This window comes from Sporosarcina sp. P33 (assembly GCF_002077155.1).
Taxonomy (GTDB): Bacteria; Bacillota; Bacilli; order Bacillales_A; family Planococcaceae; genus Sporosarcina.
On sequence record NZ_CP015027.1, the window covers coordinates 1,681,067 to 1,694,359 of the forward strand.

The 13,293-nt window shown below is 44.5% G+C and carries 16 protein-coding genes and 1 riboswitch; of the genes, 6 read left to right on the plus strand and 10 right to left on the minus strand.

Annotated elements, in window-relative coordinates:
* Positions 1 to 2: 2 nt before the first annotated feature.
* Entirely contained in the window at positions 3 to 953 is a 951-nt protein-coding gene (locus tag SporoP33_RS08455; RefSeq protein ID WP_081243301.1) for a hypothetical protein, read from the minus strand.
* A 120-nt stretch (positions 954 to 1,073) separates the two neighbouring features.
* On the opposite strand from SporoP33_RS08455, the gene SporoP33_RS08460 reads away from it, so the two are divergent.
* From SporoP33_RS08460 to guaC, 6 genes are all read left to right on the plus strand, one after another.
* Complete coding sequence (locus SporoP33_RS08460; RefSeq protein ID WP_081243302.1) at positions 1,074 to 1,685, plus strand: DUF421 domain-containing protein; 612 nt, start codon at positions 1,074 to 1,076, stop codon at positions 1,683 to 1,685.
* A gap of 408 nt (positions 1,686 to 2,093) precedes the next feature.
* Complete coding sequence (locus SporoP33_RS08465) at positions 2,094 to 2,690, plus strand: N-acetyltransferase (protein ID WP_081243303.1); 597 nt, start codon at positions 2,094 to 2,096, stop codon at positions 2,688 to 2,690.
* Positions 2,691 to 2,891: 201 nt separating this feature from the next.
* Positions 2,892 to 3,119: a PLDc N-terminal domain-containing protein gene (locus tag SporoP33_RS08470; RefSeq protein ID WP_099662697.1), complete on the plus strand. Its 228-nt coding sequence runs from the start codon at positions 2,892 to 2,894 to the stop codon at positions 3,117 to 3,119.
* Positions 3,103 to 3,999 (plus strand): ABC transporter ATP-binding protein, encoded by an 897-nt coding sequence (locus SporoP33_RS08475; protein WP_081243304.1) that lies wholly within the window; start codon positions 3,103 to 3,105, stop codon positions 3,997 to 3,999. Before SporoP33_RS08470 ends, SporoP33_RS08475 begins: the two co-directional genes overlap by 17 nt.
* The gene (locus SporoP33_RS08480) at positions 3,996 to 4,760 is read left to right on the plus strand and encodes an ABC-2 transporter permease (protein WP_081243305.1); all 765 of its coding nucleotides are present in this window, start codon (positions 3,996 to 3,998) and stop codon (positions 4,758 to 4,760) included. Before SporoP33_RS08475 ends, SporoP33_RS08480 begins: the two co-directional genes overlap by 4 nt.
* A 95-nt stretch (positions 4,761 to 4,855) precedes the next feature.
* Positions 4,856 to 5,839 (plus strand): GMP reductase, encoded by a 984-nt coding sequence (guaC, locus tag SporoP33_RS08485; protein ID WP_081243306.1) that lies wholly within the window; start codon positions 4,856 to 4,858, stop codon positions 5,837 to 5,839.
* A 152-nt stretch (positions 5,840 to 5,991) separates the two neighbouring features.
* Here guaC and SporoP33_RS08490 read toward each other — a convergent pair whose 3' ends face one another.
* From SporoP33_RS08490 to SporoP33_RS08525, 9 genes are all read right to left on the minus strand, one after another.
* Positions 5,992 to 6,765, minus strand: a complete 774-nt coding sequence (locus SporoP33_RS08490; protein WP_081243307.1) for a YibE/F family protein — start codon at positions 6,763 to 6,765, stop codon at positions 5,992 to 5,994.
* The gene (locus tag SporoP33_RS08495; protein WP_369821924.1) at positions 6,762 to 7,895 is read right to left on the minus strand and encodes a YibE/F family protein; all 1,134 of its coding nucleotides are present in this window, start codon (positions 7,893 to 7,895) and stop codon (positions 6,762 to 6,764) included. Before SporoP33_RS08495 ends, SporoP33_RS08490 begins: the two co-directional genes overlap by 4 nt.
* Before the next feature lie 80 nt (positions 7,896 to 7,975).
* Positions 7,976 to 9,250, minus strand: coding sequence for a ribonucleotide reductase N-terminal alpha domain-containing protein (locus tag SporoP33_RS08500; RefSeq protein ID WP_081243308.1), 1,275 nt, complete (start codon positions 9,248 to 9,250; stop codon positions 7,976 to 7,978).
* A 172-nt stretch (positions 9,251 to 9,422) separates the two neighbouring features.
* Positions 9,423 to 9,604, minus strand: a riboswitch (cobalamin riboswitch).
* Positions 9,605 to 9,764: 160 nt separating this feature from the next.
* Complete coding sequence (locus SporoP33_RS15990; protein WP_155961324.1) at positions 9,765 to 9,935, minus strand: hypothetical protein; 171 nt, start codon at positions 9,933 to 9,935, stop codon at positions 9,765 to 9,767.
* A gap of 367 nt (positions 9,936 to 10,302) precedes the next feature.
* Positions 10,303 to 11,244 carry a malate dehydrogenase gene (gene mdh / locus SporoP33_RS08505; protein WP_081243309.1) on the minus strand — a complete coding sequence of 314 codons (942 nt, stop codon included), beginning with the start codon at positions 11,242 to 11,244 and terminating at the stop codon, positions 10,303 to 10,305.
* 206 nt (positions 11,245 to 11,450) lie between these two features.
* Positions 11,451 to 11,789, minus strand: a complete 339-nt coding sequence (locus SporoP33_RS08510; protein ID WP_081243310.1) for a BMC domain-containing protein — start codon at positions 11,787 to 11,789, stop codon at positions 11,451 to 11,453.
* Positions 11,764 to 12,069, minus strand: a complete 306-nt coding sequence (locus tag SporoP33_RS08515) for a EutN/CcmL family microcompartment protein (protein ID WP_081243311.1) — start codon at positions 12,067 to 12,069, stop codon at positions 11,764 to 11,766. Before SporoP33_RS08515 ends, SporoP33_RS08510 begins: the two co-directional genes overlap by 26 nt.
* Positions 12,070 to 12,084: 15 nt before the next feature.
* Positions 12,085 to 12,957 (minus strand): phosphate propanoyltransferase, encoded by an 873-nt coding sequence (gene pduL, locus SporoP33_RS08520; protein WP_081243312.1) that lies wholly within the window; start codon positions 12,955 to 12,957, stop codon positions 12,085 to 12,087.
* 33 nt (positions 12,958 to 12,990) lie between these two features.
* Entirely contained in the window at positions 12,991 to 13,275 is a 285-nt protein-coding gene (locus SporoP33_RS08525; protein WP_081243313.1) for a BMC domain-containing protein, read from the minus strand.
* Between the last annotated feature and the right edge of the window lie 18 nt (positions 13,276 to 13,293).

The following is a 13,293-nucleotide window of genomic DNA, read 5'->3' on the forward strand; positions in this document are numbered from 1 at the left end:
TGTCAGGACATAATAATATCTTCCTGCTGCTGATCAAGCCGCCGGATTTCCTCTTTGGAAGCGGCACGCTTTCTTTCAAGCTGGTCCTGTATACGACGGACATCTTGCATGACGGCGTGCAGCTTCTTTTTTGCGTCCGTAATACGTGTGTGGACCATCCAATCAGAAAAAATATTATCAAAAAACACATCGGTAAATGTAAAGATATCGTTTTTATTTATCTGGAATGATTCCGTTGCGGCATCCTGAACGTCCATGAGTTCTGTCTCATAATGGCGCAAAGCACGCTGCGCTTGATGGACGAGGTCATCAGAACTGTTAATTTCCGAGTATTTCAGTGCTGAAACAAACAGTCCGCCGCCGAGAAACGTATCCCACATTGACATCCCCTCTGCTGAATCCAGTTTTTTCATAGCGCCTGCCAATGCATGTTCAGCCTTTTTTCCGGCTTCTAATGCTTCATCAATTTCACGCAGCATCGAATACACACGCACACGGTCATCCGCTATTTTCTGCAGTGTCTGATTGGACACCGAGTCATTCAAGCGAATCCACCCTTCTTTTTCTTTAAGGAAATCTTCCCAATCCTCGTGAATGTGCGTATAGCTGGGATCCTTCAGTTGCTTTCGCAGCTGATCCGCTTCCCTTTCCAAATCAATCACATGCTTTTCAGCCTCATTAAACTTCAGCTCCGCTTCTGCTGCTTCTTCAATCTCCTTTTTCATTTTTTCATCCCACGTTCCCGTCCATTCGCTGATCATCTTCGCAAATGAAAACTTGCCGAGCTTCACAACATCTTGCTGCTCTTTCGTTAACTGGCGATGAAACTGGTCACGCTCCTGTTTCATAGCCGTCAGCCTGTGGCTTGTTTGTTCCAAACGTTTCTTCAAACGGCGCTGTTTTACACGCTTTTCTTGTAAACTATGTTGTCGTTCCAGAATATCTTGGCGCATGTCTCCTCACTCCTTTTGTTCATTTACGATAATCCTTTGACTAAGGATTCATTATTTTCATACATAATACATACAGTTCGCTCCATGCTATATGAAAATGCATGGAAGGACGTGACTACTATGGATTATGATTCGATCTGGAAAGTGGTGCTTATTATCGTAGCAGGTATTGTCCTTTTACATATTTCAGGACGTAAATCTATTTCACAGATGACGGTCGGTCAGACAGTGCTGATGATTGCTGTAGGAACATTGCTCATTCAGCCGATAGCCAATAAAAACCTATGGGAGACACTGCTGCTGGCTTTAATTTTAGTGCTGACACTTTTCGTATTTGAAGTGCTGGCGTTAAAGTGGAACTTTTTTGAAGGCTTATTGCGGGGAAGGTCAAAAGTAGTAATTGAAAGCGGTGTTTTAAAAGTCAATACTATGAAAAAGTTGCGCTTAACTGTAGATGAATTGGAGATGCACTTACGGCAAAACGGCATTGAACGAATAGACGATGTCAAATGGGCCACTATCGAAATGAGCGGACAACTGGGATATATATTGGCCGACCGTAAGCAATATGCGACAAAAGAAGACGTCGAACGGCTTCAGCTGACATTACAGGAAATGAGCAAACAGCTAGGACTTGACGTATCGTTTGAATCTCCCCCTTCCATTACGAAACAATCCACTCTTTTTACTGAAATTGAACATCCCGTGCCTGCGCCCCCTTCTTTAGAATAAAAGTTTAAGAAACGGGTCAACAGGGGAAGTTAATACTAACAACTCTAAAACCGGGAGGAAGAAAAACATATGATTAGATTTATAAAAACATTAATAAAATGGGGAACAGTGTTATATCCCGTCATAAAAACCATTATGAATGAAAAGAAGAAAAAACAAGCATATTCAACCGTTAAGTCACGCAGATAGTGACTCCTGAAAAGCAGCCGGCGAATATTTATCCGCCGGCCGCTTCACTCATCGTAATAAAAAAATTAAATTTATTTTATAATATGGGTTTATTTTTCTGTGGAAAAGAGTATACTAGGTTATGAGGATTTTTTTCTGACCTCTTTTTTCCTCAGTCAGTTTGATCCCCAAACAAAAAGCTCCGGGTACAATCATTACCTATGGAGGAGAATGTAACACATGCATTGGTACAACAAATTGAAAGAGTATTTTCCAATCGAAGAGATGAAGTCACGAGAACATATGGAGACATTATTAACTGATAAAGGCAATGTCTACTACAAGGAAGAAGGACCGAAGCACGTTTTGATGTACGTGGAAACGGATGATTTTGTTTTCGTAGACTATCTTTTCGTATCTTCAGCAGCACGCGGTGAAGGATTAGGAAAAAAACTGCTGGATTCGTTGAAAACCAAAAACAAACCGATCCTACTGGAAGTTGAACCAGTTGATGAATCGGAACCGGATACTGAAAAACGATTGAAATTCTATGCGCGAGAAGAGTTCTCGCATGCACAGAAAATCGGCTATAACCGCCGTTCATTAGCAACTGGAGAACAAACAATCCTCGAAATTCTATACTGGGCACCCCCGCAGTCTTCAAAAGCGGATGAACAAGAAGTATTCAACGCGATGAAAACAACCTACGAAGAAATTCACACCTACAAAGACCAAGATTTCTATGGAGATTCATATGATCCAACTGAAAAAGTTCTGCAATACCAAGCAGAACCAAAACAGAATATCTTAGAACCATTCACAAAAGTGAGTGTCTGACAGGATGCCGGTCTTTTATAGGCCGGCTTTTTTGCTGTTATTTTTCCATGCCCCGCCACATGTAATAAAAAATATTTTTTTGCCGATTGCATACATAACCCATTCCCCATACACTTATCATAGTACGAAATGAATGAATACATTCCAACGCCAGCATGTGTTCATTCAATGAAATCAACCTTTTGAATTGGAGGACAGCACATGAATTCAGATATGGAGTTACTGATCGAATACTTGCCGTTTTTAATTCCGCTCATCATTTTGCAAGTCGGACTGGCAATCTTCTCAGCGGTACACGTTATTCGCCATCCGCAGTACCGGTTCGGCAATCAAGTGATGTGGCTGTTACTTGTCTTATTGATTCAATTTATCGGTCCATTAATCTATTTTGTTTTTGGGAGAGGGGATCACAATGGTCGTTCAAATTAATGGTCTCACGAAACGTTTCGGAGATCACGAAGTGCTGCGGGACATTCATCTTGATATTCCTGAGCACTCAGTCTTTGGTTTTGTAGGAGCGAACGGTGCAGGCAAGACGACGCTGATGAAATGTATGCTCGGATTAATCCCATTGAATGCAGGAACCATCACAATTGCAGGGGAGCCCGTGATATTCGGCGAAACCAAATCCAATCGCCATGTTGGTTATTTGCCGGACGTGCCGGAGTTTTATCCTTTTTACAGCGCATCGCAATATTTAGAACTATGTGCGGTGATTACCGGTATGCCGAAAGACGAAAAACAAGCACGTATTCGTGAACTATTGCAGCTGGTAGGTCTGGAGGGCACCAATTCACCGATCAGCACGTACTCCAGAGGGATGAAACAGCGCTTGGGCATCGCGCAGGCTTTATTAAATCGTCCCAAATTGCTTATTTGTGATGAGCCTACTTCCGCTCTGGATCCCGCGGGACGCGCGCAAATTCTCTCCATACTGCAACAGGCAAAGGCAGAAACGACAGTCTTTTTCTCCACGCATATCGTATCGGATGCCGAACAAATTTGTGATCACGTGGCCATGCTGCATGAAGGGCGTATTATTTTCCAGGATGAACTCGCCAATCTGAAACAGCAAAACGAAGGCCGGTTCCTTTTTACATTTACCATCCCCGCAGCGGAAGCAATGGAACGTCTTCAGCATCTGCCTTTTGAAATGACTGTCACAGATGGCCGGCTGGCGGTGAACTTGCCCGACGACAATGCCCGTCTGCTGTTCATGCAGAAACTGACTGCACAGCAAATTCTCATACAGTCGATGCAGCCTCAAACCCGTTTACTCGAGCAGCTCGTTCTGGAGGTGCTCACATGAGACAGTGGATCGGTTTTCTTAAAAAGGAATGGGTTGAAAGCGTGAAAACGTATAAGCTTTTGCTCGTGACCGTCGTATTTTCCATTCTTGGTGTCCTGAATCCTTTTACCGCGAAAATTACTCCGGTCATGATGGAAAAGCTCATGCCTGAAGGGACAGTGGTCGATTTACCTGATCCGACCGCCCTTGACTCGTGGCTGCAGTTCTATAAAAACGTACCGCAAATGGGATTGATTGTGTTTGTTTTACTGTTCAGTACGATGATGTCGAAGGAACTGGAAAAAGGAACGTTAGTCATTTTGCTGACGAAAGGTTTACACCGCAGCACCGTAATTACGGCAAAGTTCTTCATGGCACTTTGTTATTGGACATGGGCCATCGCACTTTCATTCAGCATCACTTATGCGTATACCGCTTATTACTGGGATCAAAGCCAGCTGCATCATCTGCTGTTTGCGGCCAGCTGCCTCTATGTATTCGGCATATTCATACTTGCAGTGACATTATGGGGAAATACGCTGTTTGCCGCTTCGTACGGCGGAATCCTCGTTGCATTAATTGCGGTCATTTCATTATTCATCGCAGCGATATTTCCGGCATCTTCATCTTGGAATCCGCTGGAACTATTGAAGGCCTCTCCACATTTGCTGACTGGCGAGCTTGCGCCCATTGAATTATGGGTTCCTTATACTTTAACAATACTCACTGCGATTTCATTGGTTCTGCTGACTGCATCCTATTTCAAACGAAAATTGATTTGAAAGCGTTGACAATGGATAAAAAATCATGTAAATTACAAAAGCACGAACGTTATAATATATTTAAATGAAAACATTCGCTTATAGAGGTGATACTAATGGAAACAGTATTTGACTACGAAGATATACAGCTAGTCCCGGCAAAATGTGTGGTGGAAAGCCGCTCCGAATGTGATACATCCGTTATGTTAGGCGGTCATACGTTCCGTTTACCTGTCGTCCCTGCTAATATGCAGACGATTATCGATGAAAAAATTGCGATTCAATTAGCAGAAGAAGGCTATTTCTATATAATGCACCGGTTTAACCCGGAAACACGCACAGACTTTATCAAAGCTATGCATGCTCGCGGCTTGATTGCTTCTATCAGTGTCGGCGTTAAAGAAGAGGAATATGGATTCATCGAACAGCTTGCTATTGATGCATTGGTTCCTGAATTCATTACGATCGACATTGCGCATGGACATTCCAATCAAGTCATTCGGATGATTGAGCATATTAAAAAGCACCTGCCGATGAGCTTTGTGATCGCCGGCAATGTCGGTACACCAGAAGCTGTGCGAGAATTGGAAAATGCCGGAGCCGACGCAACAAAGGTTGGCATCGGTCCAGGTAAAGTTTGTATTACGAAAATCAAAACAGGGTTCGGCACAGGCGGCTGGCAGCTGGCAGCTGTACGTTTATGTGCAAAAGCCGCTTCCAAACCGATTATTGCCGACGGCGGAATCCGTACGCATGGCGACATCGCAAAATCAGTGCGTTTCGGCGCAAGCATGGTGATGGTCGGCTCGTTATTTGCTGGTCATGAGGAGTCTCCCGGACAGACTGTAGAGCAGGACGGCCGGTTGTTTAAAGAATACTTCGGTTCTGCGTCTGAGTTCCAAAAGGGAGAAAAGAAAAACGTAGAAGGCAAGAAAATGTTCGTAGAATACAAAGGCCCGTTAAAAGATACATTAATTGAAATGGAGCAGGATCTGCAGTCCGCCATTTCCTACTCAGGGGGCAAAACATTGCAGTCTATCCGTAATGTGGATTATGTTATCGTAAAGAATTCAATTTTCAATGGAGATAAAGTGTTTTAACTGCACATAGCCGGCCAGAGATGCATCTCTGGCCGGCTTTTCATTACGGATGCAGCTATGGCTATTTGTAGAGTAACAGGCGTATGACGTGTAATCCCACAACGTCTGAAGTTGCCCGAAAAAAAGAGAGGCAGATTTATGCCCCTCCCGCGTTACATCTTCTTCATTTTCTCTCTCGTTCGCACTAAAAAATATGCGCTGATCCAGGAAGCGATCGGAATCACCAAGGCAATTCCCATCCCTGCACAGAGTATCAAAATCATTTCGGAGCTGAATATTTTCGAATTCACGATATCGCCAATGGAGTATTTAAGATCCTTAAACCAGATGAGCAGTGCAAGGTAGCCCCCGAAAAATGCAAAGAACAGTGTATTCGTATCAGTTCCTAAAATATCCCGGCCGATTCCGACACCCGATGCAAACAACTCTCTTTTAGTTAGAGCCGGGGAGCGCTTAAAGATTTCATGCATCGAAGAAGCGATGGAAATAGCCACATCCATGATGGCCCCAATCGTACTCATGATAATGACCGACGCGCCAATTTTTACAAAGTCCACGCCGATATACAGAGATAACCCTGCAATCGCCTCTTCCTCCTCTTCACCGAACCCTTGAATCATCAGCTTTTGCGAAACAATTACGATGAAGAATAACAGAATGCTAATAGTAATCATCGTCGAAATGAAAGCAATCATGGTTTTACTGTTTACTTCATTGATATAAAACAAACTGATGCAGCCAATAACTATGCTCGCAATAAATGTGATCAGAATTGGATTGGCGTTTGCATCCAGCATGAAAAACATTGTGAAGAAGACCACGCCAAAATTTAAAAACAATGAAAAGAATGACCTGGCCCCGCTTTTACCTCCAACCCACACCATCAAAACGAGTAAAATGACCGCGAGCCACACTAATACATTCATACTCTCGCCCTCTTTCGCTCAATAAAGAAGATGGCGGTGTACAGACCGATTGGAATGGTCAGAACAATTCCGATTCCGCCGGCCAAAGCGCGGGCTAATTCAAGCGACAGATTCATCGAAAGCGTAAACCCGACCGGTGATGCATTTTTCAAGTATAAAATCAGCATCGGAATCGAACCGCTGATGTAGGCGAAGAACAGAATGCTCGTGATCGTGCCCATAATATCCTTGCCAATGTCTATTCCAGAAGCCCTTAGATCTTTGACAGAGATTGAACGGTCTCTTTCATACAGCACGAACATGGACGACGACATTGTAATCGCCACATCCATAATAGCGCCCAATGAACCGATAAACAGCCCTGCCATGAAAATTGTATGATAAGGCCTGGTCAAAAACTGCATTTCTTCATAACGCAAGCCATTTCCCGAAGTTATCCATATCACAATGGCCGTAATGGACAAAGAGGCCGCTGTCGCAATCAGCGTGGCTGCAATTGCCGCATATGTTTTTTCAGTACGGCCGCTGACCAATATGAGCGAAATGGCAGTGAATAACACAATACAGATGCCGCAGACTACTAACAAACTGACATCATAATATTTCACATAAATGTCCAAAGCAAATGACAGCAAGAGGACATTGATGATAAAACTGACAATCGCCAGCAGCCCCTGCTTATGCCCTACGATCAGTAAGGTAAAAATAAAGATCCAGGCTACGACGACTACATACTTGTCACGTTTTACATCCGTAATGCTTCCTGCAAGCTTACCTTCTGCAGCTGAGTCAATGGAAACGAACAACTCATTCCCTGCATGGTATTGCTGGTCATATGCCCCTGAAAATGAATACTGATTAGTTAAATGGATTTCTTGATTCTTTTGGTTGCCATTTTTCATCACAGCTATAATTTGCTGGGTAAACAGCTTGTCTTTATTGCCGTGCATATCTGTGACGTCAGATGACTCCACTACTTTTGTGTTGATCACTTCAGCAATGGGGCGATCATAAAACGAATGGTTGTTGCTGACAAACAGAAGTGATGAGATAAAACAAAGTGTCAGGACGGAAATCATGACCCACCTAACAGCTGTCATGTTTCTAGTTAGTTGAATAAGTATTTTCAAGCGAAATCCTCCCAGCACACTTTGGCATCATACATAGTATTATCTTACGCCACTTCAGTTTTCACTACAACAGAGGAGATTCAGATAATCTGCACTTCAGGTATGCCATCTTTCCACGCTTTCATTAGCAGCTGCAGAAGCTCTGCTGTTTCTATAACAGCAGACTTTTGCAAAGTCACCGAGCCGCCCTGATCCGTATGCCGCTGCTCCGCCCTGACCCGGTCGATCATCTTCCTCTGCTCCAGCAAAGTTGCAGCTGCTGCCGACTGATTCAGAACAGCAGAAGCTTTGCGCAAGGGCAATGGCAATCCGCTTTGACGGGAAGCATTCTTCAGATAGCCATTTAACTCTTCAGATATTTCATCTATAAAAAGCAGAGCGGCATTTGAATATATATCGAGGCCTTGATTTCTTATCGCCGTTTCCCACCCTGCTATTTCAATTTGCAGATGATGCCCGGATACGCGTTCTATGCCATTCAATAAACGGACAAGTGCAGAAGAAACACGCGCCAAATCAGCACTTTGCATCAGTATCGGCAGCTGGATATATGAGCTGAGCCCTTCCATTTCAGGTCGCCCTGCCCAATCAAAATGTAAGATGATATTTTCACTGGCCAGCAGTTGTTTCATCAGTCCAATGGCAGAAACCTTTTTATATGCAGGCGAAGAGCGCTTTGTTGCCTGATGAAACTTTGCGCTGTTTGGATCGAGATGGGAGCATCCAAATACCCGCTGCATCAGTTCCCTGTCATAAACAATCCATGAGCCGCATGCTTGCACTTGTTCCATGAAATAGTCAGGAATGTGTATATGCTTTTCTTTCACTTTACTGGCCAAAAATGAAGGCACCCTGCTATCCGTTACATCCATCGAATACGGCTTCCTCGCGGGATGCTGCCGATGAAAATTTTTTCCGAAAAACGACATAATCTCAGCCGGCAGCGTGAGATAGCCACTACTGAGCACCCAATACGCTTCCTTTACCTTTTGCAGCCGATGTGCTGTTTCATTCTGCATGGCAGCCATAGCAATGAGCATCAGGCGCTCTTGCGGCAATCCTACACGCTGGTCATAGTAATTGGAAGTGATAAATTCATTCATATACTGACGAATCTGGACTGCGGATAATAATTGATCACGTTCTGCCTTGATCTGAAGACCGAGCCATTTAATCTCACTGACTGAATAGCTGTGAATCCATTGTCCGTATAAACCTTCCTGCAACAGTCTCCGTACTATCCGATGAAACCCCTGATACACTGGTCTTCCCCGCTGCTGTTCTGCTTGTTTATACAAGACATCAAGCAGTGTATAATGCTGTGTATGCTCAATAGTTTGTTCAATCGCTCTCATGTAGCTGTCTCCTTTCCTGCATAACAAAAAAACAATCATCCTGCATCTTCGGCAGTATGATTGCAAAGTTTATGAATGCGGAAACAAAAACAGGCAGCTCTATAGCAGTCCATGAAACACCCATGGATGTCAGAGACCCTTTTGCCTCCACCTCTCAACCCCCGAAGAAAGTGTCGCTTTGACGATGCGGGGCAGGTCTCCTGGCTTCACTTCATCCTTCCGCCAAGCCTTCCCATGTCTTCATAGTGGCTTCTTTTGGCAGTCGTCCGTGTGTACAGTTGCGGGGACAGCTTCGATTTACGAATTCCCTTTTATACCTTGATAGGTACCGGCGCATCGTGCAAATTTATTGAATTGACTGTTCTCATTTTACCACGGATAGCAGAGAGAGTGGTAGGCTTTGTTCATGATCGAACTATGTATATAACGTAACAGGGTGCCTGGGCAAAAACCACTGTGATGAAAACCACAATTGTTTATTGCCAGGCACCCTGTGTCGAGTATTCTTCAGTAGTTACATTTGTTGTTGTTCGCATAGACAGCCGCACTCCGCCAATCCCTGGGTATAAGCTTCTTCCCATGTGATTCCGTGAATAAAGCCATTCTCGGAGTATCCTGTAATTAAGTAGAATGTCTCATTTTGCTCCGGCAATGCTGAATTGTTCTGATACGTGTTGTTTTTCATAACGATTACCTCCTGGTTTTTATGTTTTTCTTAGTATATGCATGCAGGTAAATAAAAGTACTATTTCTTCTCTTTTTACTGCCAGACCAAATGACAGCGCTTACATTTAGAGTTAAAGAATACTACTTGTCTTATATTTCCTGCTGCATATACCGTATTTCTCATTTTGCATCTCACTGTATTCTGTCAATTATACCACGTTTATGCATGTGTGTAAATTGCAAAAGTTTTATTTATTATCAATTTTTAATTAGTTGTATTAATTTTCTTAGCGCAGCGCGTACACTTGCAGCGCCTGGCTTTGTATATAAAAACATCCCCCTAAGTCTTCATTTCGACTTAGAGAGATCAAAAGTTCGCAGAGAATTTACTTTTCACAAATTTCGATGACTGCTCTTACAGAGTCTGCTGACTGATCAAGCGCAATCTGCTCTTCCTTTGTTAATGGAAGTTCAATCACGCTTTCAATGCCATTGCCTCCCAAAACAGTCGGAACGCCTAAATAAATATCGGAATAGCCATATTCGCCTTCTAAGTAGGCAATGGACGGTAGAATGCGTTTCTTGTCTTTAATAATCGCTTCTGCCATTTCAACTAAGGCTGCTGCGGGTGCATAATAGGCACTTCCGTTTCCGAGAAGGGAAACAATTTCACCGCCGCCTTTTCGAGTCCGTTCCACAATTGCTTCAAGCCGGTCCGCTGCAATAATTTTATCTAACGGAATACCGCCAGCATACGAATAACGCACAAGCGGAACCATATCATCTCCGTGCCCGCCCAGTACGAATCCTGAGATATCTTCTACAGATATATTCAGTTCTTCCGATACAAACGTATTGAAGCGTGCTGTATCAAGTACGCCGGATTGTCCAATCACACGGTTTTTCGGGAATCCCGTTGTTTTATAGCATACATACGTCATCGCATCTACAGGGTTACTCAATATCAGCACCGTACTGTCCGGCGCATAGCGTTTCACCTGTTCTGAAACGGAACGCATAATTTTCGCATTCGTCGTCACGAGATCATCACGGCTCATGCCTGGTTTACGCGCTACACCTGCAGTAATGATGACCATTGCCGCTCCCTCAATATCCTCATAATTCGATGTTCCTGTTATGCGGGAATTGAATTGCTGTACAGGACTTGTCTGAAGAAGATCCAGCGCTTTTCCTTTGGTCGGATTGGAGAGGTCCGGAATATCAACCAGGACGATGTCGCCCAGTTCTTTCTGCGCCGCCATCAATGCCACAGTTGAACCTGTATGGCCAGCGCCGATGACCGCAATCTTATGTCGTTTGAAAGCCATGGAAACTACTCCCTTCTAAAAATTCATGATGAAGCAATATGACAGGACAGATAATCATTTGCGCTCATACATTCCAGCCTAGCGCTCATAAACTCAAATATCCGATCATAATTCTTGTGCAGCCGCTCTTATGCGTAAGCAGCCGCTCATAAACAGCCAGCATCCGCGCAATTAGGCCGCATAAGCGCTCATAAGCTGCACACACTTCAGTCTTTTTTCTTTGTTTTCACTTCTGCCGGTTTTTTCACTTTTGGAATTTCCGGAACAGCGGGCTCAGGCGGTTTCACCATGCCATATACTGAATCATCGGGCCGCGGAATTACGTGCGCACCCAGCAATTCACCTACACGCGCCGCTGCATCGCGGCCGGCATCAACTGCTGCCTGAACCGCACCGACATCACCCTGAACGATGACTGTAACGATTCCGCCGTCAACCATCTCCTGTGAGACTACTTCTACGTTTGACGCCTTCACCATAGCATCCGCTGCTTCAATGGATCCTATCAGCCCTTTGGTTTCAATCATTCCGATCGCTTGACTCATGTATATCACCTCTCTTTACTTCGGTTGAATCGATAATACCGATAATGACCGCATCAATTGGAATCGGGTTTTCTTTCGGTAATATGAAACGTGAAGAACCGCCGCTCGTTATGAGCACCTCATCACCAATTCCTGCCCCGATCCGATCCGCCGCGACCATATGTGTCTGTATATTATTGCCGTGTGCATCAATCGGCTGGACAATCAATAGCTTAAGGCCTGCCAGTCCGTCTTCTTTGCGGGTTGCCCACACATTACCAATCACTCTTCCCATCCGCATGATTAATCACCTTTTCTACTTTCTGATGGTTATCGTCTTACCGAGTTCCCTTGCTGTATCTCTTGCCAATGCTGTGACGATCGTGCCTTTATCGACAACGATTTCTTGTTCGGAAATCGATGATAAGTCTTCAGTTGACAATAGCTTTTTCTTAAATTCATACGCTTTCGGAACGCTAGCTGGAGCAGGCGATTTCACCGTTTCCTGCACATTGTGCACAGCCACTGCTTCTTTTGCATCGCCGGCTTTTACCAAGCGGCCAATCGACCCTTGTGTAATGAAACCTGCATTCGCTTCATCGGTATCGATATGCATTTCGAGACGATAGCGTTCGTTCACCCGAATGCGGACATTACGGAATGAAATAGGGCGGACTCCGTCATATTCCACTGTGACGTATTCCCCGTCCGCAACGCCAAAGCGCGCAGCATCTGCAGGCGCCATATGGATGTGGGACTGGGCGATAATCAGGCCTTGTTCGATATGCACACTGCCTTTTGGACCGATCAATGTTACCGGTGCCGATCCTTCGATATTGCCGGATTCCCGAAGTGGGGGCTTGACGCCGAGCTTCATCGCATCCGTAAAGCTGACCTCAACTTGAGTCGCTTTTCGGACAGGGCCTAAAATACGCACACGTTCAATATTGCTTTTAGGTCCTGCAATCATCACCGTTTCATTGGCGGCGAATTGGCCCGGCTGTGAAAGCTCGGACCGCTGTGTCAATTCATACCCTGCGCCAAATAATACTTCCACATGTTCAGGCTGTAAATGTACGTGACGAGCGGAAACTCCAATGGGTACCGCGCGTTCCGGCAATTGAACGGGATTCTTCCCAAGTTGTCCGAGAATTTCTCCGACAATCTGTTCAATCAATTGCTGATTCATATCGTTCACGCCTTTCTATTGTGTACGCAAATATTATTCGCTTTTTGGCAAGATCATTTCTAGTTCGTTATGCGGTCTTGGGATGACGTGAACAGATAGCAATTCGCCCACACGCTGTGCAGATGCCGCACCTGCGTCTGTTGCTGCCTTTACTGCGCCTACATCGCCGCGTACCATAACTGTTACGATTCCGCCGCCGACATGTACTTTACCTACTAAGTTTACGCTTGCTGCTTTCACCATTGCGTCTGCCGCTTCAACTGCACCGATTAATCCTTTAGTTTCTACCATTCCTAATGCTGTACCTTCTCTGTTCATAATTGTTTCCTCCTAATA